At 37.1% G+C, this 22,639-nt stretch carries 15 protein-coding genes; 7 read left to right on the top strand and 8 right to left on the bottom strand.

Annotated features, from left to right (window positions below):
* Positions 1–181: 181 nt before the first annotated feature.
* Positions 182–3,091 (bottom strand): protein translocase subunit SecD, encoded by a 2,910-nt coding sequence (gene secD / locus EG346_RS22040; protein ID WP_123881664.1) that lies wholly within the window; start codon positions 3,089–3,091, stop codon positions 182–184.
* Positions 3,092–3,309: 218 nt separating this feature from the next.
* On the opposite strand from secD, the gene EG346_RS22045 reads away from it, so the two are divergent.
* Complete coding sequence (locus tag EG346_RS22045) at positions 3,310–4,683, top strand: PQQ-dependent sugar dehydrogenase (RefSeq protein ID WP_123881667.1); 1,374 nt, start codon at positions 3,310–3,312, stop codon at positions 4,681–4,683.
* 85 nt (positions 4,684–4,768) lie between these two features.
* Here the strand turns inward: EG346_RS22045 and hemN are convergent, their stop codons facing one another.
* The 3 genes from hemN to EG346_RS22060 form a co-directional block, all read right to left on the bottom strand.
* On the bottom strand, positions 4,769–6,127 hold the full coding sequence (gene hemN, locus EG346_RS22050; RefSeq protein ID WP_123881670.1) for an oxygen-independent coproporphyrinogen III oxidase: 1,359 nt from the start codon (positions 6,125–6,127) through the stop codon (positions 4,769–4,771).
* Between the two features lie 241 nt (positions 6,128–6,368).
* Positions 6,369–7,379, bottom strand: coding sequence for a WD40/YVTN/BNR-like repeat-containing protein (locus EG346_RS22055; RefSeq protein WP_123881674.1), 1,011 nt, complete (start codon positions 7,377–7,379; stop codon positions 6,369–6,371).
* Between the two features lie 55 nt (positions 7,380–7,434).
* Entirely contained in the window at positions 7,435–8,976 is a 1,542-nt protein-coding gene (locus EG346_RS22060) for an APC family permease (RefSeq protein ID WP_073334792.1), read from the bottom strand.
* A gap of 166 nt (positions 8,977–9,142) precedes the next feature.
* On the opposite strand from EG346_RS22060, the gene pnuC reads away from it, so the two are divergent.
* The 5 genes from pnuC (at position 9,143) to EG346_RS22085 (ending at position 15,114) form a co-directional block, all read left to right on the top strand.
* The gene (gene pnuC / locus EG346_RS22065; protein ID WP_123881677.1) at positions 9,143–9,814 is read left to right on the top strand and encodes a nicotinamide riboside transporter PnuC; all 672 of its coding nucleotides are present in this window, start codon (positions 9,143–9,145) and stop codon (positions 9,812–9,814) included.
* A 4-nt stretch (positions 9,815–9,818) separates the two neighbouring features.
* Positions 9,819–10,475 (top strand): hypothetical protein, encoded by a 657-nt coding sequence (locus tag EG346_RS22070; RefSeq protein WP_123881680.1) that lies wholly within the window; start codon positions 9,819–9,821, stop codon positions 10,473–10,475.
* A 92-nt stretch (positions 10,476–10,567) separates the two neighbouring features.
* Positions 10,568–11,335 (top strand): diaminopimelate epimerase, encoded by a 768-nt coding sequence (gene dapF, locus EG346_RS22075; protein ID WP_073334789.1) that lies wholly within the window; start codon positions 10,568–10,570, stop codon positions 11,333–11,335.
* Positions 11,336–11,363: 28 nt separating this feature from the next.
* Positions 11,364–12,389: an endolytic transglycosylase MltG gene (mltG, locus tag EG346_RS22080; RefSeq protein WP_123881683.1), complete on the top strand. Its 1,026-nt coding sequence runs from the start codon at positions 11,364–11,366 to the stop codon at positions 12,387–12,389.
* Between the two features lie 169 nt (positions 12,390–12,558).
* Positions 12,559–15,114, top strand: a complete 2,556-nt coding sequence (locus EG346_RS22085) for a TonB-dependent receptor domain-containing protein (protein WP_123881686.1) — start codon at positions 12,559–12,561, stop codon at positions 15,112–15,114.
* A 37-nt stretch (positions 15,115–15,151) separates the two neighbouring features.
* Here EG346_RS22085 and EG346_RS22090 read toward each other — a convergent pair whose 3' ends face one another.
* The 3 genes from EG346_RS22090 to EG346_RS22100 form a co-directional block, all read right to left on the bottom strand.
* Positions 15,152–15,604, bottom strand: a complete 453-nt coding sequence (locus EG346_RS22090) for an adenylyltransferase/cytidyltransferase family protein (RefSeq protein WP_073336838.1) — start codon at positions 15,602–15,604, stop codon at positions 15,152–15,154.
* 121 nt (positions 15,605–15,725) lie between these two features.
* A complete protein-coding gene (gene galE, locus EG346_RS22095) occupies positions 15,726–16,745 on the bottom strand; it encodes a UDP-glucose 4-epimerase GalE (RefSeq protein WP_073336840.1) in 1,020 nt (339 codons plus the stop codon).
* Positions 16,746–17,211: 466 nt separating this feature from the next.
* Positions 17,212–18,336, bottom strand: coding sequence for a DegT/DnrJ/EryC1/StrS family aminotransferase (locus tag EG346_RS22100; protein WP_123881688.1), 1,125 nt, complete (start codon positions 18,334–18,336; stop codon positions 17,212–17,214).
* Positions 18,337–18,422: 86 nt separating this feature from the next.
* Here EG346_RS22100 and EG346_RS22105 point away from each other — a divergent pair, with 86 nt between their 5' ends.
* Positions 18,423–20,027, top strand: a complete 1,605-nt coding sequence (locus EG346_RS22105) for a S8/S53 family peptidase (protein ID WP_123881691.1) — start codon at positions 18,423–18,425, stop codon at positions 20,025–20,027.
* 51 nt (positions 20,028–20,078) lie between these two features.
* Here EG346_RS22105 and EG346_RS22110 read toward each other — a convergent pair whose 3' ends face one another.
* Positions 20,079–22,613 carry a phosphoenolpyruvate carboxylase gene (locus EG346_RS22110; protein WP_123881694.1) on the bottom strand — a complete coding sequence of 845 codons (2,535 nt, stop codon included), beginning with the start codon at positions 22,611–22,613 and terminating at the stop codon, positions 20,079–20,081.
* Positions 22,614–22,639 lie beyond the last annotated feature (26 nt).

Genomic DNA, 22,639 nt, shown 5'->3' on the forward strand with positions numbered 1-22,639 from the left:
TAGATTTTATATTTCAGACATCAGACTTGTAAATATAAATTCAAACTTTGAACTTTAAGTATTAAATTTTTAAATCAGGAAACTAATATATTAAACGAAACTTCACAACTTGTATCCTGAACAAGTAACAAAAAAGACCGCTTCTTTCGAAGCGGCCTTTACTTATTTATTGTAGTTAATCTTATTTTGAAGAAAGTACTTCTTTTGTACTTGTCGTTTTACCGTGCACCTCGTCTTCTTTTCCTGTTTTAAGGAAGTCATACGCGATAGCCGATGCAATAAAGATAGATGAGTAAGTACCAAATCCAATACCAATCAGCATTGCAAACATAAATCCTCTCAAGTTGTCTCCACCGAAGATGAAGATGGCTAAAATTACAAGGATTGTTGTGAATGAAGTATTGAAGGTTCTACCTAGCGTACTAGAGATAGAGTCATCAAATAATCCAGCCAATGTAAGAGATTTTTTCTCTCTCAGATACTCTCTGATTCTATCGAAGATAATAACGGTATCATTGATTGAATACCCCAATACGGTAAGAATCGCTGCAACGAAATCCTGATTGATCTCCATGTTGAACGGCATAAATTTATGAAGCAATGAATAAGCTCCTAAAATAATTACCGCATCATGGAATAATGCCACAACAGCACCCAGTGAGAATTGCCATTTTCTAAATCTTAACAAGATATAGATAAAGATTCCTGCCAAAGCAGCTACTACCGCAAGAATACCGTGAGTCTGGATATCATCTGCTACTGTAGGTCCTACTTTCTCAGAAGAAATAATTCCTGCGTGTTCTTTGTCTGCAGATTTGAAATCACGCAAAGTCGTATTAGCAGGTAAGTTTGATTTTAATCCCTCGTATAATTTCTGTTCTACCGTTTGGTCAGCTTTTAAAGATTCATCCTCGATAAGGTAATCGGTAGAAATCTTTAATTGTCTGTCATTTCCAAAAGTCTTAGCTTCAACAGAAGAGTTTTTACCATCTTCAGTTTTGAATATTTTTACTAAGTTCTGTTCAACATCTTCAGCGTTTACAGCTTTATCAAATCTTACCACATAGTTTCTACCTCCCGTAAAATCGATTCCGTATTTGAACCCATTCATAGTGATAGATGCCACACACACCACTGTTAAAATACCAGAAATGATATAGGCATATTTTCTCTTTCCGATAAAATCGATCCAGGTATTTCTGAATAGGTTCTTCGTTGGAGCTGTCCAAACAGAAAGGTGTTTTCCTTTGTTCAGTCTTGAGAAGATCATTACTCTTGAAAGCAATACAGAAGTAAAGAATGTCATTAATATACCAATTCCTAAAGTCAAAGCAAATCCCTTAATAGGTCCTGTTCCGAATAAGAAAAGTACACCCGCTGTCAGTAAAGTTGTTAAGTGACCATCAACAATTGCACTTAATGCATGTTTGAAACCATCTTTATAAGCTTCTAAAATGCTTTTTCCTGCGAATAATTCTTCCTTCGTTCTTTCGTAAATGATTACGTTCGTATCGACCGCCATGGCCATCGTAAGAACAATACCGGCGATACCAGGAAGTGTTAAAGTAAAGTCTCCGGAATCCATAATTCCGAAAATATAGAATAAGTTAATAATCATTGCAATTACTGCGTAGATTCCTGCTCCACCGTAATAGAAAATGATATAAACAATAATAATCAGGAAGGCAATGGCAAATGAAATAACACCTGCATCAATAGACTCTTGTCCTAATGAAGGTCCTACTACTGTAGCCTGAACTACTTTTGCTCCTGCCGGTAATTTACCCGCTCCTAAAACGTCTACCAGCTCTTTAGCTTCTTCCTGAGAGAAGTTACCGGAGATCTGAGTTCTACCGTTAGGAATAGCGCCCACCACATTTGGTGCCGTATATACTCTGCCATCTAACGTTACCGCTACTGGCTTACCTACGTTTTTCTCTGTTAATGTTTTCCATTCTTTAGCCCCTTTAGAATCCATTTGCATGTCTACTACTACTCTGCTTAGCTCATCATAGCCAATGCTTGCAGTTTCAACAGCACCGTCTACCGGAGCTTTCTGGTTGATGTTACCTCTGATCGCATACAATACTAAACTTTGAGCATCTGTAGCTTCAGGCTTGTAACCCCACATGAACTGAGTATATTTAATGTTGGCAGGACGCAATGACTGACCTACTTTGCTGCTCAAAATTTTGTTTACCGCAGCAGTATCTGAAAGTTTCACGCTTGCAACACCGTTTGATCTTAATTTGTCTAGGTTTAAAAGATTCATGAAGTTGGTATTCTTCGCAACGCCCATAGAATCACCTTTGATTGCCACCATGGTAGTCAATGTCTGGAAATAAGGGGCAATTTCAGGAACCTGCTGTACTTCCCAGAACTGAAGTTTTGCGGAAGTCTGAAGCATTTTCTTCACTTTATCGATATCCTTCATACCAGGCATTTCAACAGAAATTCTTGCCGTACCCGGTACTCTCTGAACGTTTGGCTGCACCGCACCCATTTTATCGATTCTGGTTCTGATGACCTCGAACGCTGTACCTACAGAAAGATCAATTCTTCTTTTGATGATACTTTTTACCTGATCATCAGAAGTATTGTACTTGATCTCTGACAAATTGGTATTTCCGAAAAGTTCCGGATCGGCAAGCTTAAGGTTGGTTCCTTTCGCTTTATTGATCGCCTCGAACTGATCAAAGAAATTATCAATATAAGATTTTGTAGAATTCTTCTGAACTTCATCTGTCTTGTTTAAAGCCTCGATAAGCACAGGATTTGTAGAATAATTAGTTAAATCATTCACCAAGTCTCTTTGGTTAATTTCCAAAAGAACGTTGATCCCACCTTTCAAGTCAAGACCAAGTTTCATTTCCTTGTCTTTGGCTTTAGTGTAATAAAGTTTTGTGAATCCCAGGTTCAAAGTATCTTTAGAAAGTCTTAAAAGTTCTTTCTGATACTTTTCCGGATTGTCTCCTGCAACAGCAGTCGCCTGCCTTTCAATTTTGCTGGCGTACCAAGTTGGTAATAGCTCATTTAAGCAAATTAACCCTAGTACAATAGCAACAATTGTAATAAGTCCTTTTCCTTGCATTTTGTTATAACTACGTTAAATTAAGTCGGCAAATATAATGATTTTATTATTATTTTATGAATTTTTTAACAGCAGAAATGGTTTATTTTCAGATATATCCGGGTTTTAATTTCTATTTAAGATTTAATAATTTTTCTTACATATCGTAATGAAATTTTCAAATCCTGATTGGTATAAAATTTTCATTCATTTATCAATACACTAAATATCAAAATATTATGAAAAAACTATTTTTTACCTTAAGCATCTTTTCTTCTTTAATTGCTAATGCTCAAAGCATTAATTTAGTTGAATTTGCTTCCGGGCTTACCAGTCCCGTCGAAATTACGAACGCCAATGACGCCCGGCTTTTCGTGGTCCAGCAGAACGGAATTATCAAAATTATTCAACCCAACGGAACGATTAACGGAGCTGATTTCATGAATATCAGTTCCAAAGTTTTGTATGGTGGAGAAAGAGGTCTTTTGGGCCTTGCCTTTCACCCGCAATATTCAACGAATGGATATTTCTTTGTTTATTATAACAACACTGCGGGAAATATTGTCGTAGCAAGGTATTCTGTAAATCCTGCGAATCCGGACATTGCAGATCCTGCTACAGAAAAAATTTTACTGAACATTCCAAAGCCTTTTGACAATCACAATGGGGGAAGTATTCATTTCGCTCCGGATGGAAATCTTTGGATTGTTACGGGAGATGGCGGAAGTGGCGGAGATCCCAATAACAACTCTCAAAATAAAAATTCACTTTTGGGAAAAATGCTAAGAATTGATGTCAATGCAACCGGACCGTATACTATTCCTGCCGGAAATCCATTTGCCGGAGCAATTGACGGAGCTGATGAAATCTGGGCCTACGGACTAAGAAATGCCTGGAAATTCTCATTTGATACTACCACAGGAAATGCAATGATTGCAGACGTAGGTCAGGGAGCCATTGAAGAAATTAATAAAATCCCTGTTACGCAAGCCGGAGTCAATTACGGATGGCGATGTTATGAAGGCAATAATGCCTACAATACATCAGGATGTGCTGCGATGGGCACCATGACTTTCCCGGTAGCGGTCTATGATCATTCCGGAGGAAAATGCTCTATCACTGGAGGTTATGTCTACAGGGGAACGCAATATCCTTCCCTTCAAGGGAAATATTTCTTTGCAGACTACTGCTCTACCCAGATTGGAATGTTAAATCCAGATAACTCTATCGTTTGGAGTCCTGCAAGTACGGGGAACAATTTTTCTACATTCGGACAGAATTCTCAGAAAGAGCTTTTTGTAGCTGCAGTTACAAGCGGAAAAATATTTAAAATCACCACCGGCACTCTGGGAACGGAAGAATCAAGCCGCCAGCCTTCCATCAGGGTTTATCCTAATCCGGCTTCTGAAAAAGTATTTATTGAAGGTTTTGCAGACGGCAAAAATAAAAGTACCGCCGGAATTATCAGCACGGAAGGAAAAATCGTTTTGGATAGTGTGAAAATCGAAAATGATGGCAGTGTAGATATTACAGGAATTCCTGCCGGAGCTTATTATCTTATCCTCAAATCAGGAGATGTAAAATCTTATAGTCAGAAACTTATTATTGAATAACACTTTTACTCAATCCTGAAACTATTAGTTGTAGAAATTCTATCCATTTTCAATAAAAAAGCGGTTCAACCTGAACCGCTTTATTTTATATCGTCATAGAGAAAATTCTCGTTTCGGGTTTGTTCCTCATCATTCTGAGATCAAAAACCATAGCGACATTTCTCGTAAATGCTCTTCCTTTTTCTGTAATCTTAATCTGATTGTCATAGATCTCCACCAATTCATCCCTTTCCATTTCTTCCAGCATTTCAAATGCATTTTCCAGTTCGGGGAATGAATTCTTATCATTAAATGTGGTTTCAAGCTGGCACATGAGATTCAGGATATGTCTTCTCACGGTAAGATCTTCTTCATTCAGAATATGACCTTTTACCACAGGAATTTCTCCTTGTTCTACCATTTTCTGATATTCTTCCACCGTTTTGACATTCTGGGCAAACGCATACCATGAATCTGAAATGGCAGACATACCGAGGCCTACCATCAATTGGGTATTGCTTGAGGTATAACCCATAAAATTCCTGTGAAGTTTTTTATGAATCAGAGATTGGTACAGATCATCGTGTTCCAGAGAAAAATGATCCATTCCCACCTCAATGTATCCTAAATCCTGAAGCAGTTTTTTCCCATCTTCATACAAACGGCGTTTTTCTTCACCACTTGGCAGGTCATTTTCATCAAAACCTCTTTGTCCTACTCCTTTTACCCACGGAACGTGTGCGTAAGAATAAAAGGCAAGTCTGTCCGGCTTCAGTTCCATTGTTTTTCTGATCGTATGTTCCATCGCATCCCAGGTTTGGTGTGGAAGTCCGAATACCAGGTCATGGCTGATTCCGCTGTACCCTATTTCCTTCGCCCATTCCGTCACATTTTTCACATTATCAAAAGGCTGGATTCTGTTGATTGCTTTCTGAACTTTAGGATCGTAATCCTGAACTCCGAAACTCACTCTTCTGAATCCAAGATCATATAAAGTCTGAAGATGATCTCTTGTTGTATTATTGGGGTGTCCTTCAAAAGAAAACTCTGGATGCTCTGCAATGTCTATCGTTTCAAAGATTCCTTCCAGTAACGTTTTCAGGTTTTTGGGCGAAAAGAATGTTGGTGTTCCCCCTCCCAGGTGAAGTTCTTTCAGCTTTGGTCTTTCTTCAAAAAGAGCAAGATAAAGTTTCCACTCTTTTAAAACACTTTCGAGGTAAGGAATTTCAACGCTATGTTGTTTTGTAATACGCTTATGACAGGCACAGAACGTACATAATGCCTCGCAGAAAGGCAGGTGAATATAAATAGAAATCCCCTCCTCTGCATTACTTTCATGAAAAGACCTGATCACCGTCTCCTTCCACTTTTCAGGCGAAAATGTAGTTTCATCCCAGTAAGGAACGGTAGGATAAGACGTGTAACGTGGTCCGGGAATATTATACTTATCTATTAAAGAATTCATTTCAAAATTTAAAATATTATCGAAGGAGGAAATTTAGCCTAAAAAATTTCACCGTACAAAATTAACCATTCCTTATGAATTTTAAACCATGAAATATATTAGCCTGTATTTTATAATGAGTCTAAATACGGTCTTTACTGGGATTTTTAAAAGAATGATAAATTCTATTTGTAAGATTTAAAATTCTGATATAATTAGTGGACGCGATATTCAAGCCGTTGCCATTACTATTTTTAAAGGCCTAAAATTTCAACTTCATCACAGAAATCCTGTCTTTTCCTGCAAAAACAATGGTAGTTCCATTGATCCAACGGCAAACAAAAAAACCTTTTTCATCGGAAATTTTCTTCCATGTTTTCCCGGAATCAAAAGAATAGCTGATATGTTGATCTCCTACTGATATCATTTCTTTACCCTTCGAACCAGGTTTTATTTTCACACAGGTCGTATAGCCTGCATTCTTTCCTGAAGCTTGTATTTGCCAGGTTTGCCCACCGTCATCTGTTGTTGCAATGTTATCGACATTGGCCTCTTGTTTTGTATAATCTCCCCCGACTGCAACGCCGAATTTATCATCGTAAAAATCTATTGAATACATTCCCTGAGAAGACTCTCCCTGAATAAAAGGCGTGTTAAAGATTTCGATTTCTTCAGTTTTAAAATTTAATCTTAAAATTCGTGAAGATTTTCCTCCCGTAGCGATCCACAGATATTTTTTTGTTGAAGCAATATTGGTATTACTGGCTGCAAATGCTGCTTCACCAGGATTTAATTTTACTTTATTTTCAAAAAAACTCCATTCTCCATTTTTATACCTAGTAAGTTTCAATCTATTATCATCTGTATCACTAAATGCGAACGCCAGTTTTTCATTCACAAAATGAAAAGCATCATAAAATGCTGCCTTACTCATATCAGTAAAAACAAGTTGATACTTTAAATTTTTCTTATCAATCTTATAAAAGTAAGCCGGACTTTCGATATTTACAGCATAAAGTGAATCTTTGTCTTGAGCAAGAGTTCTGAACTGCAGCTTTATTTCAGAGAGTCTGATTTGTTTCTGATTTTTGATTTTTTTTAAATCAACGAACCCTAACTTTGAATCTGTTCCGCTATACCAGACCTTGTCACCATCAACCTCAAGAGCTCTTATACTTATCTTATCATTCAGAATCGTGGTAAAGCTTTCTATTTGCTGTGAAAACACCAACAGTCCAAGACTTAAAAATAAAATGGAAAAAGTTTTTTTCATAATGAACAAAAATAAAAAATCCGCAGATTACTGCGGATTTTGAGTGTATATTTTTTTAATCTAAATCAGGTTTTTCTAAAGGCTCCTGTTCAGCTTTAAAAGTCTCACCATATTCTCCTTTCTGAAGTTTAGAGTGTTTTTTACTGTACAGGAAGTAAACAAAAAATCCGATGATCAGCCAGGCGAAAGAATACATCTGTGCTTCCTTGCTCAGGTTAAAGATCAGATAAACATTGATCGCGATCCCACAACATGCAATGACCGGTAAAGCAGGAACTTTAAAGTTTCTCTGCAAATTAGGTTCTTTCACTCTCAATACCCAAACGGCTACACATACCATTGTGAAGGCAAATAAAGTTCCGAAACTCGTCATATGTGCCAGATCGTTAATAGGCGTAAGAGAAGCAACAATCGCAATAACGACTCCCAAAATAAGAAGGTTTTTTGTAGGCACTCCTGTTTTAGGGTTTACTTTTGAAAATGTAGCCGGGATCAACCCGTCTTTAGACATTCCTAAGAAAATTCTTGACTGTCCCATAATCATTACCATCAATACAGAAATTAATCCTACCGTAGCAGCAATGGTAATAATGTATCCAGCCCAGGCGTATCCGGCAATATCAAATGCATAGGCAACAGGAGCTTTGATCGCATCCGGATATTTTCCAAGAGGATTAAAGTCTGTATAATGCATCATTCCGGTTAATACCAGAGAAACAAGAATATATAAAAGGGTACAGATAATCAATGAAGCGATGATGGCAAATGGTACGTCTTTTTTAGGATTTATAGCCTCTCCTGCCTGAGTAGAAACGGCATCAAAACCTACATAAGCAAAGAAAATAGCGGACGCTCCTGCTACTACTCCAGCGAGACCATATGCGGAATGTGAGACTCCGTTTTCTGTAATGGTTGTAGGCTCAGGAATAAAAGGAATCCAGTTTTTAAATGGATCAGCAGAATTTAAAATGATATAAGCTCCTGCAATGATCACGAAGATAATCGCGGAAACTTTAAGTATTACAATAAAATTATTCGCTTTAGCAGCACCTTTCGTTCCTCTTACCAGAATAGAAATCACAAAGAATACGATCAAAAACGCAGGTAAATTCATTGAGAATCCTGAGTTTCCTGCAGCAATATAAGTCTGAGGGTCTGAGGTAAGATAGGCTGGCAAATGCAATCCAAACATCTTGAGGAGCTTGGCAAAATATCCTGACCAGGATACGGCAACGGTCATAGATCCCATAGCATATTCTAATATCAGTCCCCAGCCAATGATCCATGCAAAAATTTCCCCTACTGTTCCATACGCGTAGGCATATGCTGAACCTTCTACCGGAAGAATGGAAGCAAACTCTGCATAACACAGTGCTGCAAATACACAGGCAATCCCTGCAATAACAAATGAAAGTGCCAGTGCAGGCCCGGCATTATAATATGCACCGGTTCCTGTAAGTACAAAAATTCCTCCTCCGATAATTGCTCCGATCCCGATAGCAGTAAGGCTCCATTTACCCAGAACGCGTTTCAGCTGGCTCTTTTTGATATCAGCTTCATAAGCACTCATTGGTTTCTTAACCCAAATTTTAGACATGTTTTTTTATTTAATTAAAGATTTACGAAAATATAAAAATTTTACAAACCTTAACGTTTATTGACAAACTTTCGTGATTTATTTTACATTAAAATATTTAAAAAACTGATTTACACTTTATTTAATTTATTTCCAAAAGTGTTAATTTTTGTTTATTTTTGATCGCATGAATTTATATGATCTTTTTGTAAAGCCGTATGAAAACTACAGCGCTGTACAAATTCTGCTGGAAGCTACTGGTACGGTTTTCGGAATTTTGAGCGTCTATTTTTCAATTAAAAAGAATATCTGGGTTTACCCTACAGGCATCATATCTACGTTGATTTATGTATACATTCTTTTTAATTTCGGTCTGTTGGGAGACTGTATGATCAATGTATACTATACCGCCATGAGCATTTATGGCTGGATCTTATGGTCAAAGAACTCTAAAGATCATATTCATGTGGATGTAAGCTGGGCTACAAGAAGAGAAAGAATGTTCGCGGGATTTCTTTTTGTACTAAGTATAGCTCTTGTTACGCTTATCTACTATTACAAACCTTATATAGACAATCACTTTTCTATGGATGGCGCCAACTTAGGACTGTATCATCTGGATTGGGCCAATTGGCTGGATGTGATCACAACTTCTATATTTTTAGTGGGAATGTGGCTGATGGCCAGACAGCGCATTGAGAACTGGATTTTCTGGATTATCGGAGATTTTATATGCATCCCAATGATGATTTTTAAGGAGCTTGGAATCACTTCGGTTCAATATTTGGTATTTACTATAATGGCTATCCTTGGATACCTCAATTGGAAAAAAAGTTTAAAAGAAAAAAATATACAATAAAGTCATGAAAAATTTATTTAAAATAGCACTCAGCATCGTTGCTATTGCGAGTTTGTCATCATGTTTAGCTTACAGCGATGGCTATTCGAACAATGGCTATGGAGATCCATATTATAATAATGGAGCCTATTATGCTCCTTCCGGTTATTACGGGAATGGTGGTTATTACGGAAACGACGGCTACTATTACAGAAACGACGTCAACTATTATTATGATAACGGTATTCCTTATTATTACTACAATTCAGGAAACAACCGAAGAAAAGTATATGTAGAAAGGAGAACTACGGTAACTTCACAGAGACCGAGTAATGGCTTCAGAGGTCAGCCTGTAGATGGAAGTAACAATGGTAATGGTAACGGATTCAGAAACCCGAATAACAGCAATTCTAATAACAACCAAAGACCACAGAGCAACCAGAACAGCGGAGGCTTCAGAAATCAAAGCGGAAATTATCAGAATAACCAAGGCTCTCAGAATAATCAAAACAGTGGCGGTTTCAGAAATACACAACAGTCTAATCAGAACCAAAACAGAAATACAACCCGATCAACAGAATCTTCTAATGGCGGATTCAGAGGCAGTACAAGTACTCCAGCCAATACCCAGCAGAACAGCGGTTCCACAAGACAGCAGAACAGCGGAGGTGGATTTAGATAAAACGATTATAAATAAGAAAACGAACAGCTAACACTGTTCGTTTTTCATTTTAAATATATTAATTTTGCTCGTTAATTTTACACTAAAAGAATATGGAATTTTATAAATATCAGGGGACTGGAAATGATTTTGTGATGATCGACAACCGGGATCTGCAATTTCCAAAGGAGAAAGATCTTATTGAAAAACTATGTGACAGACGTTTTGGAATTGGCGCCGACGGACTCATCCTTTTGGAAAACGAAGGGGATTATGACTTCAAAATGGTGTACTATAATTCAGATGGCGGCGAAAGCACGATGTGTGGAAATGGCGGAAGATGTCTGGTAGCCTTTGCTTTCTTCCTTGATATATTTGAAGATAAATGTAAATTCATTGCGACTGACGGAGAGCATGAAGCGGAGATCCATAATGGGGTTATTAAATTAAAAATGATTGATGTAGACTCCACTTCGATGGATGGAGAAGATACGGTGATGAATACAGGATCTCCACATTATGTAAAATATGTAGAAGATCTGGTGAATTACAATGTTTTCGCACAAGGAAACAGCATAAGAAATTCAGAAAAGTATAAAGAAAAAGGCATCAATGTAAATTTTGTTGAAAAAATTACGGATGATGAAATCTTTGTAAGAACCTATGAACGAGGCGTTGAGGACGAAACTTTCAGTTGTGGAACAGGAGTTACAGCTTCTGCTTTAACTTTTCTGCAAAAACATAATCTAATCTCTGTAAAAGTTACAACCTTAGGCGGAAATCTGAAGGTTCATGCTGAGAAAAACGGAAATTCTTTTCAAAACATTTGGTTGGAAGGTCCTGCGAAGCAAGTTTTTAGAGGTAAAATAGATCTTATTTAAAAACAAACTTTTAATCAATTTTTTAAGAATGAAAAAAACGGTTCTCGTTATCGCTCTCATTATTTTTGGGGCGGCAGGATTTTTTGGTTTGAGATTTTATAATAAATATTATGGAAACAATGTGGAGAAAGACGGTTACGTTTTGATTCCCCACAAAGCGGATTTCAAACAAATTCTAGATTCCGTGACTCCCTATGTAAAAGATAAGGAAGCTTTTGAGGCTGTAGCCAGGGATAAAGATCTGGATAAATATTTTAAACCGGGACGTTACCATTTCCGATCGGGGGAAGGAAACACGAAACTTGTGAATATGATCAAGGCCGGAAATCAGGCTGAAAACAGTTTCAGAATCGGAGATTTCGGAGATATGTACCAGATGATCGGGAAAGTAACCAAAAAGACTGAATTGGATTCTTTACATTTTGTGAATGATCTGAATCAGGTAGCGGTAGAAAAAGGATATAAAAATGCAGAGGATTTAAAAAAGTATTTCTTCATCGATACTTATAATTTTTTCTGGACGGTAAGTCCCAGGGAGTTTTTCAAGAAGTTTGATGAACAATACAATGAATTCTGGACCAGCGAAAGAAAAAACCAGGAGCAAAAGTCAGGGCTTACCAGAGATCAGATCTATTCGCTGGCCTCTATTGTTTATAAAGAATCGGGAGGCAAGAAAGATGAAATGAAAACCATTGCAGGACTCTATCTGAACAGATATAGAAAAGGAATGAAGCTTCAGTCCGATCCTACGGTAATTTATGCCATTAATAAGCAGACTAATTTCAAAGAACCGATCAAAAGAGTACTTTATAAACATTTGTCTACACCATCTCCTTACAATACATATGCGAACGCAGGAATTCCTCCGGGACCTATCTGTGTGGTAGACAAAAATTCAGTAGATGCTGTATTAAATGCAGAACACAACAATTATATATTTATGTGTGCTGATCCTGCAAGGTTTGGTTATCACAAATTTACAGCCAGCGCAGAAGAGCATGCCATCAATGCAAAAGCTTACCAGGACTGGTTAAATTCTAAAAATATTAAATAAAAACCAAATTTAACTTTATTTTAACAATTTCATAATTAACTTTTAACACTTTTATACGACTTATACATCTATAAACAATACATAATTTTAATATTTTGAAAATTAACCCAATTCATAATTTCACAATATTAACAGTTATACTTTTACGATTTTACACAAAAAATACCCTATGAATCAGACGGAAATTGTCAACATTTTCACAAAAAAAACGCTAGCCCTTACTTTTGTACTTTCAGCCGCTGTAATGGCTTTTGGTCAGGAGAAAGCAGGTGTCACGGGAATGATTGTCAACAAAAACAACCAACCGGTTCCTTATGCTTCGGTGACGTTCAGCAATAAAACGAACAAATCGTTAAGCGATGCTGTGCTGACCGACGAAAAAGGACAGTACAAACTGGAATTAGCAGCTGGAAATTACGATATTATTGTAGAAGCCATCGACTACAAAAAGAGCACTATCAATAAAAGCATTGCAGGCGCGGGAAACATCGGAGCTTTGTCTATAGAGGCTGAGTCAACAAGTACTGCCGGTAATAAAACTCAGGAAATCCAGGGAGTTGTGATCACTGCTGCAGCTACAAAACCCTATAAGGTAGAGTTGGACAAAAGAACGTATGATCCTTCTCAGGATATTGTAAGTAAAGGAGGGAATCTTCAGGATGTCCTTTCGAACGTTCCTTCCGTTTCTGTGGATACTGACGGTACAGTTTCTATGAGGGGAAGTTCCAATGTAAGGTTTCTGATCAATGGAAAACCTTCTGCCCTGCTTGGGATAGATGATGGTGCCAATGCGCTTCAGAGTATTCCTGCAGACCAGATCGACAGAATTGAAGTGATTACCAACCCTTCTTCTAAATTTGAAGCAAGCGGTACAGCGGGTATTCTGAATATTATTTTAAAGAAAACCAAGAAGACAGGTTTCAACGGGAGTGTGATCGGAACTTTAGGATATCTTCCTCAAACCAACCTGAATGCCAACCTTAACTGGAGAAAAGGAAACTTTACATGGTTTCTCAATGGCGGAGGTGGTTACAGGGAATCAAAAAACACCAGCAGAAACGATGATTATTTTAACAATGCCGTATTAGATGATGATTTGGTACAAAGAAATACGAACTCTGAAACTAAAAGTAAAAACAACAACTATAATGCTTCTGCAGGTATCGTTTATGACATTTCTGAAAAAACCTCAGTAAATGCATCCGGAACCGTAAGAACTTTTGACAGTGAAAATTTTGGAAATATTGATTATCTTTATACTCCTTTTAAAAATCCTTTTTATACATCAAACAGAAGTACTTTCGGAACAAACAACAACCTCGCTTTTCAAGGTGATTTTGGGTTAGATCATAAATTTGATGATAAAGGACAAAATTTATCATTATCATTAAGTTTACAAAGAAGCCGATCATACAATGATACCAATATTGATGATACTATTGATAATTTGAAAGATATCATTAATCAAAATACCACGAACAGATCTGTTATTGGTAAAGCTGATTATGAGTTGCCTATTGGTGAATATTCAAAATTAGAAGCAGGATATAGAATTGATATCAATACCAATGATTATAGCAATGATGTGCGTGAAAGCACCGCAACAAAGCCATTAGATTTTCTTAAGCCATATACTTACGATGCAACCTATAAGGAGACTTTTAATGCTTTTTATTTACAATTCAAAAGTAAAATCGGAAAATTAGGGTATCAGGTAGGTGTAAGAGACGAATTGTCGAATGTAGATATTAATTACGTCAGCCTTGACCCTAAGAAAAGTGTACCTGCAACTACTAAAAATTACAATAACTTATTCCCAAGCGTATATTTAAGTTATGAATTCGCTAAGGATAATCAGTTGCTATTAAACTACACAAGAAGAATAGACCGTCCAAGATCATTCTTTATGATTCCTAACCCGAGTTATAATGATAACCAAAATATTTTTGACGGAAACATTGATCTTAATCCATCCTATGTAGACTCTTTTGAATTTGGGTACAGTATTTCAAAAAAGAAATTTACGATTAACCCTACGCTATATTACAGACATCAGACTGATGACACAAAAATGTTAGTGTATAATATTTTGGCTACAGATGAAAATGGAGTTATTATTAATCCAAAGCGTATAGAATCTCATACAAAACCTATTAACCTGGGTACAGATGACCGTTTCGGTTTAGATTTAAACTTCAACTGGGATGCAACAAGTTGGTTGAAATTCTTAGGAAATGTAGATCTTTTTGGTTACAATACGAAAGGAAGCACACTATATGACACCTTTGATAAAAATGGCAATCCTATTCAGGCGGTTGCTGATTTTAATGGTAAAGGTTTTTCAACAAGAGCAAGACTTTCTTCAACGATTAAAGTGGATAAAACATTCAGCTTCCAGTTACAAGGATTCTACAGAGGGGGCCAGAAAACGGCTTATCAGGATAGAAAAGACATGTATGCCATCAGTCTCGGTGCTTCTAAAACCATTTGGAAAGGTGACGGAACTTTAGCATTCAACGTTCAGGATATTTTTAATACCCGAGCAATGAGATCTACGACTTATACAGCTAATAGTGTAAGGGATTCTTATATGCAATGGCAACCAAGGCAATTCTCCGTTTCTCTTACCTACAGATTCAAACAGGGTGAGAAGGTAGAACAGCCTAAAAGGAAAAAAGATATTAACTCCAATGCATCTGGAGACGACCAGCAAGGTCCAATGTAATACCACAAAAAATCCCGAAAATATTTTCGGGATTTTTTTATTTTACGGTTTCAGCCTTTTCGTATTTTTCTTTTTCTGCTTCATAGATTCTTTTTCTAAGATCACTGGTTGAGAACCTGTGGTCTCTTTTATTGTAAAAGATCTCGATGCCTTTTTCCTCACAATATTGTTTACCCGTAAAATCTTTATCCATATAATCATCACCGATGATTCTTACATCAATCACGAATGACTTCAGAATATCCAACAGATCTTCTTCCGTATAATAAGGAATAATCTCGTCAACAGCATTGACAGCCTTAAGCTGAATATACCTCTCAACAATAGTCTGGCTCGGTTTATTTTTGTTTGGACGATCGTGAGACGGATCAATCTGAAGTCCTACGATTAAATAATCGCATATTGTTTTAGCTTCTTCAAGCATTTTAATATGTCCCGCATGAAGCAAATCAAATGAGGAAAATGTAATACCTATTTTCTGTGTTTTCATATTAATTTCAATTAAAATTCCGAAACAATATCTGTCTTTTTAAAAGTGTTAAAAAAAAGAAATTGAGGGGAAAAGATTTGATGATTCGATGATTTGTTTTTATCTTTTTTCAATATATCCTTTATACCGTTTGTGCATCAAGATACATCTGCCATTTCCATACTGTTCTCAATGATTCTTCCAATGTGGTCTCAGACTTCCAGTGGAGTTCTTTTTCAGCTTTATCAGCATTGGCATAGGCAACTGTAATATCGCCTTCTCTCCTCTCACAAATCTGATAGGGAACTTTTACATCATTAGCTGTTTCAAAAGCTTTCACGACTTCTAATACCGATGATCCTTTTCCTGTTCCCAGATTGAAGATATCAATGACGGTCTCTTCATTACTCTGCATTAATTTCTTAAGCGCACTTACATGAGCTTTAGCCAAATCTACAACATAAATATAATCCCGAACTGCCGTTCCATCTTCCGTATCATAATCGTCACCCCAAATATTAAGTTTCTCACGAATCCCAGCTGCTGTTTGAGTAACATACGGGATGAGATTATTGGGAACACCAATCGGAAGTTCTCCCAGTTTTCCTGATGGATGGGCTCCGATCGGATTAAAATATCTCAAAAGAGAAATTCTTCTGTTATATGCTTTTGCAAAATCTGTTAAAATCTCCTCTCCCATTTGCTTTGTTTTACCATAAACACTTTCAGGAAGTTTCAAAGGCGTATTTTCATCAATCGGCATGGTCTCTGCCTGGCCGTATACGGTGCAGGAAGAACTGAAAATGAAATTAGAGATTCCTCTTTCTTTAAACTCCTGAAGAACATTGATGAGGGTAAATAAATTATTTTCATAATAATCAACAGGTTTTAACTGACTCTCTCCAACCGCCTTAGAAGCTGCAAAATTAAGACATCCTTCGATTTTATGCGCATCAAAAACCTGAGTAAGCAGTTCTCTGCGTCTTAAGTCAAAAGGATAAAAAAACGGCTTTTTGCCTGTAATCTCTTCGATATTCTTTAAAATAAATCTTTCCGAGTTGGATAAATCATCTACAATAACGACTTCAAAACCGTCGTTAAGTAGCTCCACTACTGTGTGGGAACCGATATATCCAAGCCCGCCTGTAACAAGTACTGCCATTTTTTTTTAATATTTTTTTTAATCTGTGTGTTTGCCTATGTTGTTTATTTCGCTCTTTGTAGGCGTATGCCGTAAGTAATTTATAAGTAATATCGGTCCTATTAAAAATAAAGTTAGTCCAAATAAAAAAGAATAAATATACGCTCCCCATTTCTCATCATAATTAATATAAAAGCTCATTAAACCTAAAATTATAATTGAAACACCTGTAATATTTAAATATATAAACATTTTTTTTGATTCTTTGAACACATGTACAAATGTCACAATCAATAATACAAATGCTATGAAATTTAAAAAATAGATCGGAATTCTAAATTGAATGTACTTTTCTACTAATCTATAACCTTTAAGTAAAACATTAATTACGAATACTCCATAATAAATAATCCACCCTAAAATAAAAACAATTGTAAAAAAATAAGCAAACTTATTCTTAAGTATTCTTTCGTCGTGAAGCATGGTTTTATTTCATAAACTCAAGCACTGCATCGGTAATATACTTCAGCTGCTCTTCATCTAATTCCGTATGCATTGGAAGAGATATTACCTGATCCAAAAGCTTATCAGTATTCACAAAATCGGCATCATTGCTTTCCTGATAATACGCTTTCTGCTTTCTCAATGCTACAGGATAATAGATCATGGCCGGAATATCTTTTTCTGTAAGAAACTTTTGAAGCTCGTTACGTTTTCCGTTTGTAATTCTTAGTGTATACTGATGGAATACATGGGTTGAATTTTCTGACCTTTTTGGAGTAAGGATATCGGTAAGACCTGAAAAAGCCTCATCATAATAATCTGCAGCTCTTCTTCTCGCTTCGTTATAAGAATCCAGATGTGGAAGTTTTTTTCTTAAAACCGCCGCCTGAATGCTGTCTAATCTTGAATTCACTCCTACCTCATCGTGATAGTATCTTTCATACATTCCATGATTGACGATCCCTCTTAAACGGTGAGCAAGCTCATCATTATTGGTGAAAATGGCACCTCCATCCCCATAGCAACCTAAATTTTTAGAAGGGAAAAATGAAGTGGTTCCCACAGTTGCCATTGTTCCTGCATATTTTTGAGTTCCGTCTGCGAATGTATATTCTGCTCCGATTGCCTGTGCATTGTCTTCAATGACATAAAGGTTATGTTCTTCTGCAATTTTCAGAATTTCTTCCATATTGGCACACTGTCCGAAGATATGTACCGGAATGATTGCTTTTGTTTTGGGTGTGATTGCTTTTCTGATCTCTTCGGGAGAGATGGTGAATGTATCGTAATCTACATCTACCAGGACTGATTTCAGTTTAAGCAGATGAATAACTTCTACTGTAGCAGCAAAAGTAAAATCAGCAGTGATCACTTCGTCTCCTTCTTGAAGGTCCAAAGCCATCAGCGCGATCTGTAAAGCATCCGTTCCGTTAGCACACGGGATCACATGCTTTACATCTAAATAAGATTCCAATTCATTCTGGAAAGACTTCACTTCGGGGCCATTGATAAAAGCCGCAGAATCCATTACATTTAAAACTGCATTATCTACATCATTCTTTATTTTGTAATACTGACTTTGCAAGTCAACCATCTGAATTTTTTTCATAAATAAATATTTGTGTAAAAATAAGGAATTTAAAATCCTTTCAAAAATTTTATTCATTTTGTTTTATCTTTATAAAAAATAACTTCATGAAAAAACTTTTACTCTTTTGTCTTTTAGTGGGTTACTCTATAGCAAATGCACAGACAGAGCTTGTTTTTGTTTATTTTACAGGCAAACCGAATAAAGCTGCTTTTTATGCCAATCCTCTTTCAGAACTGACTCAAAAATCACTTAACAGACGTACTTCACTAGGTATTCCGCTGAATGATCAGGATGCCCCAATTGAACAATCCTATATCCAGAATCTTCAGAATCTTGGTTTTACCGTCATTGATTATTCTAAATGGCTAAATGGAGCGGCCGTGAATGCCACTCCGGCACAGATTGCAGTATTACAGACACAGCCTTACGTATCTTCCGTGGGCCGTTTTGCCAAAAACAACCCATCCATACCTAAAACAGCGATTCAGAATAAATGGAACACCACTACTGACAGTCAAAAAACACTGACTGTTTTTGATTATGGCTCAGGTTCTGCCCAAATAGACCAGATCAATGTGAGGCCTCTTCATCTGGCAGGCTTTACAGGAACAGGAGTTTCTATTGCTGTTATAGATGCAGGATTTCCTTATGTAGATACAGGATCTGCTTTTGACAGACTGAGGACTAATAATCAGATCAAAGCGGTTTATGACTTTGTTACCAAAACCAATAATGTCTACAGTAACTCGATCAGTAATCACGGATCCGCAGTATTGGGAGCTATCGGTGGATACATCAAAGATGTGTTTGTAGGATCCGCGCCTGATGCTGATTTTTATCTGTACCGCAGTGAAAATGCTGTTGGTGAGATTCCGGAAGAGGAAATATACTGGATAGAAGCGGCCGAAGAAGCTGATAGAAAAGGGGTTGATATTATCACAGCTTCTCTGGGATATAATATTTTTGATGACCCGAGATACAGTTATACCTACTCGGATATGAATGGAACTACTTCTTTCATCGCAAGAGCAGCTGAAATAGCGGCAAATAAAGGGATTTTCGTTCTCGCTGCGGCAGGAAATGCAGGCCAGCAGGCATGGCATTACCTCATGACCCCGGCTGATAATGCTAAGGTTTTTAGTATAGGTTCTGTAGATGCCACGGGGAATTCATCAGGGTTCTCCTCTTATGGGCCCAATTCGCTGGGGATTGTAAAACCTGACGGAAGTGCAAGGGGAACTGCTTCAGCAACAGTCAACAACAGTACATTAACTTCTGTCAATGGAACTTCCATTGCAACCCCTATTGCAGCTGGCGGTGTGGCATGTTTTATTCAGGCTTTCCCTTCGATGAACAGAGAGCTCATGAGAACAAAATTAAGACAAACGGCTTCCCTTTATCCCAATCATACAGACCAGATGGGCTACGGTATTCTCAACTTTGGAAGTGTCTATAATCAGGTGTTGAATACTTCTGAAATAGTGAAAAAAGAGAAATTTGCCATTTTCCCGAATCCTGTTAAAAACATTTTGAATATTGCTTCTGAAAGTGAGGTATTATCCCTGGAAGTCTATGATAATCTTGGGAAATTGGTCAGAAAAAACATCGGCCAGAAATCTATAAAAGTAGAAGAATTCCCCAAAGGAACTTATTATCTTAAAATTCAGATGAAGGACAAAAGCTTTTATGAAAAATTTTTAAAGGAATAGTATATTTAAAAGAAAACGCCTTTCAAATTGAGAGGCGTTCTTTATAAGGACTTATGCTGAGTTTCTACTCGCATTAATATTTCCAAACAGTGATCTGGTCACCAGCTTTTCATAAGCTTCTTTATTCCCTTCTCCTTTCTGGATTTTCATCAGTGCATATTGCTGAATACTTAATAATGGCAAGACAATCTTTTCACGGATCTTCACGGACTTTCTGGAAAGCGGATCTTCTTCCTGCAACATTTTGAATCCTGTAAGTTCAAGCATAATATCTCTTGAAAGGGTATATTCATCAAAAAGCACCTTCCAGAATGCACCAAATTTTGGATTATTCCTGATGTAATAGGTCAGAGGAAAATAAGATTTGTTCATACTCATCATTGAATTAAGAACCAGAGTTTTAAAGAAATCAGAACCTTTATACAAGTCTTTTACTTCTTCAAGTCTGCCCTGTTCTTTCATCTGCTGCATGGCAAATCCGAATCCGAAGAATCCGGGAACATTCTGTTTCAACTGTGCCCAAGAACCTACAAATGGAATGGCTCTGAGATCTTCAAATTTCAGTTCACTGCCGCTTCCTCTTTTGGATGGACGGCTTCCAATATTGGTCTTCCCATAATATTCGAGTGTACTCATCTCCTGAAGGTAAGGAACAAACATCGGGTGAGCTTTCAGATCTGAATATTTTTTATAACTGATATCAGCCAGCTCGGCAATCAATTTTCTTTCTTCTTCTGTAAGGTCTTTTTTAGAATTTTTAAAGACATCATTTTCTACCCCGGCAGTTAATAGCTGTTCAAAATTGTACTTGGCCTGTTCTTTATTTCCGAAAATACTGGTGATGGTCTGTCCCTGAATAGTCAGCTCAATTTTATTGTTGGCAATCGTATTTCCCTGTGAAGCATAAAAATCGTGGGTTTTCCCTCCTCCTCTTGCGGGTGGCCCTCCTCTACCATCAAAGAATACCACTTTAATACCATTTTGAACGGAAAGTTTAGTTAAGACCTCTTTAGCCTTATAAATTTCCCAGTTTGCCTTCAGGTATCCACCGTCTTTGGTTCCATCTGAAAAGCCAAGCATGATGGTCTGCTGATTCCCTCTGCTTTCAAGATGCTTTTTATAAACAGGATTCTGGTAAAGTTCGTTCATGACCTGTTCAGAATTGGCAAGACCTTCCATCGTTTCAAAAAGCGGAACGATATCCATTTTGATCTGATCTTCCTGATAACCACAGATCTTAAAAAATGCATAGACATTCATCACATCTTTTACAGCATCAGAATTTGAAATAATATAACGGTTCATGCCCCGCTGTCCGTTCAGATCCTGAATTTCAGCAATCTGCGAAACTGTCAATAAGGTATCTTTGATGATATCTTCAAACTGATTTGCATCGACTTTTTCATCAAGCTGAATCAGTTTATTGAATTTTTCTTCATGAGAAACCTCTGTATTTCCATATACTTTTGTAAAAACATCATCAATGACTTTCTGATGAATCCTGCTGTCCTGGCGAATATCCAGCGTTGCAAAGTGAGTTCCGAAAATTTTCACCCGGTCTCTAAAGTTAGCCAGAAGATCTAAAAACAGAGAATTGTGTTCATTCACGAGTATTTTTTCGGCTTCATCTGCCTTTTTAAGAATATCTTCTGCGGTAATGATATCTCCATTAAAGATGGCTCTGTACAGGTCATCGCTTAACTGAGTCAATACTTCAGAAACACCTCTGAAACTTAATCTTCTTCTGATAAATTTCAAATGGCTGTAATAGGATTTCAGAATGGCAGAACGGAGTTCTTCCGCGACTCTTTTGGTAACATCCGCGGTCACAAATGGATTTCCATCTCTGTCGCCACCCGGCCAGAAACCAAGCTGAATAATATCTTCATGAAGATGAAAATGACTGCTTCCAAATGTCTTCTTAATCTTGGTAAACAGCTCCCCGATCGTATCATAATACACATATCTCAAATAGGAAATAATGCTCAATGCCTCATCAATGGGTGTTGGTTTCTCTTTATTCACGAAAGGAGTTTTTCCCAACTGCTGCAGAAGCATATCAATCTGCGTTACAGAATCGCTGGTAATAGCGCCTCTGAGATCCTGGATGATTCTTTGTACCGAGCTTGGATAAAACTGGGTGGGGTGTGCTGTAAACACCACTTTTACCGTAAAGTCTTCCAGCTTTTCACGGACTTTTTCAAGTTTTTGATCCTGGTACGACCTTTCAAAAAGATTGGTTACTGTTCCGCTGTCGCTTTCGGAATGAAGATTGGGGAATGCAGCATCTTCAATACTGTCAAACAAAACCACCTGTCTTTCGATGTATTGTATGACTTTAAAAAGCAGTTCCAATTTCTGCTCTTCCGTCTGAAGATCGGTATGGTTTTTAAAGAATTCTTCAACAATCTCCTCAGGCGTTTTTCCTTCTTCGTATCCGTTTCGGCTTTCCTCGTAAAGGAAGGGAAGAAGCATCCCAATATTGGTCATTTTATCATAAGGCAGGCTCATAAATAATGAATTGTAGATCTGGAACTTATTCTCCACGATCTGCCTGAATTTTTCTGCTCGTTCGTCGTGTATCATATAACAAATGTAACGGATTTTGGAAT

The organism is Chryseobacterium carnipullorum (genome assembly GCF_003815695.1).
GTDB classification, from domain to species: Bacteria; Bacteroidota; Bacteroidia; order Flavobacteriales; family Weeksellaceae; genus Chryseobacterium; species Chryseobacterium carnipullorum.

Bases quoted from the DNA above. Each gene is read 5' to 3' on its own strand.
- secD (WP_123881664.1), bottom strand. From the start codon at position 3,091: ATGCAAGGAAAAGGACTTATTACAATTGTTGCTATTGTACTAGGGTTA.
- EG346_RS22045 (WP_123881667.1), top strand. From the start codon at position 3,310: ATGAAAAAACTATTTTTTACCTTAAGCATCTTTTCTTCTTTAATTGCT.
- hemN (WP_123881670.1), bottom strand. From the start codon at position 6,127: ATGAATTCTTTAATAGATAAGTATAATATTCCCGGACCACGTTACACG.
- EG346_RS22055 (WP_123881674.1), bottom strand. From the start codon at position 7,379: ATGAAAAAAACTTTTTCCATTTTATTTTTAAGTCTTGGACTGTTGGTG.
- EG346_RS22060 (WP_073334792.1), bottom strand. From the start codon at position 8,976: ATGTCTAAAATTTGGGTTAAGAAACCAATGAGTGCTTATGAAGCTGAT.
- pnuC (WP_123881677.1), top strand. From the start codon at position 9,143: ATGAATTTATATGATCTTTTTGTAAAGCCGTATGAAAACTACAGCGCT.
- EG346_RS22070 (WP_123881680.1), top strand. From the start codon at position 9,819: ATGAAAAATTTATTTAAAATAGCACTCAGCATCGTTGCTATTGCGAGT.
- dapF (WP_073334789.1), top strand. From the start codon at position 10,568: ATGGAATTTTATAAATATCAGGGGACTGGAAATGATTTTGTGATGATC.
- mltG (WP_123881683.1), top strand. From the start codon at position 11,364: ATGAAAAAAACGGTTCTCGTTATCGCTCTCATTATTTTTGGGGCGGCA.
- EG346_RS22085 (WP_123881686.1), top strand. From the start codon at position 12,559: ATGAATCAGACGGAAATTGTCAACATTTTCACAAAAAAAACGCTAGCC.
- EG346_RS22090 (WP_073336838.1), bottom strand. From the start codon at position 15,604: ATGAAAACACAGAAAATAGGTATTACATTTTCCTCATTTGATTTGCTT.
- galE (WP_073336840.1), bottom strand. From the start codon at position 16,745: ATGGCAGTACTTGTTACAGGCGGGCTTGGATATATCGGTTCCCACACA.
- EG346_RS22100 (WP_123881688.1), bottom strand. From the start codon at position 18,336: ATGAAAAAAATTCAGATGGTTGACTTGCAAAGTCAGTATTACAAAATA.
- EG346_RS22105 (WP_123881691.1), top strand. From the start codon at position 18,423: ATGAAAAAACTTTTACTCTTTTGTCTTTTAGTGGGTTACTCTATAGCA.
- EG346_RS22110 (WP_123881694.1), bottom strand. From the start codon at position 22,613: ATGATACACGACGAACGAGCAGAAAAATTCAGGCAGATCGTGGAGAAT.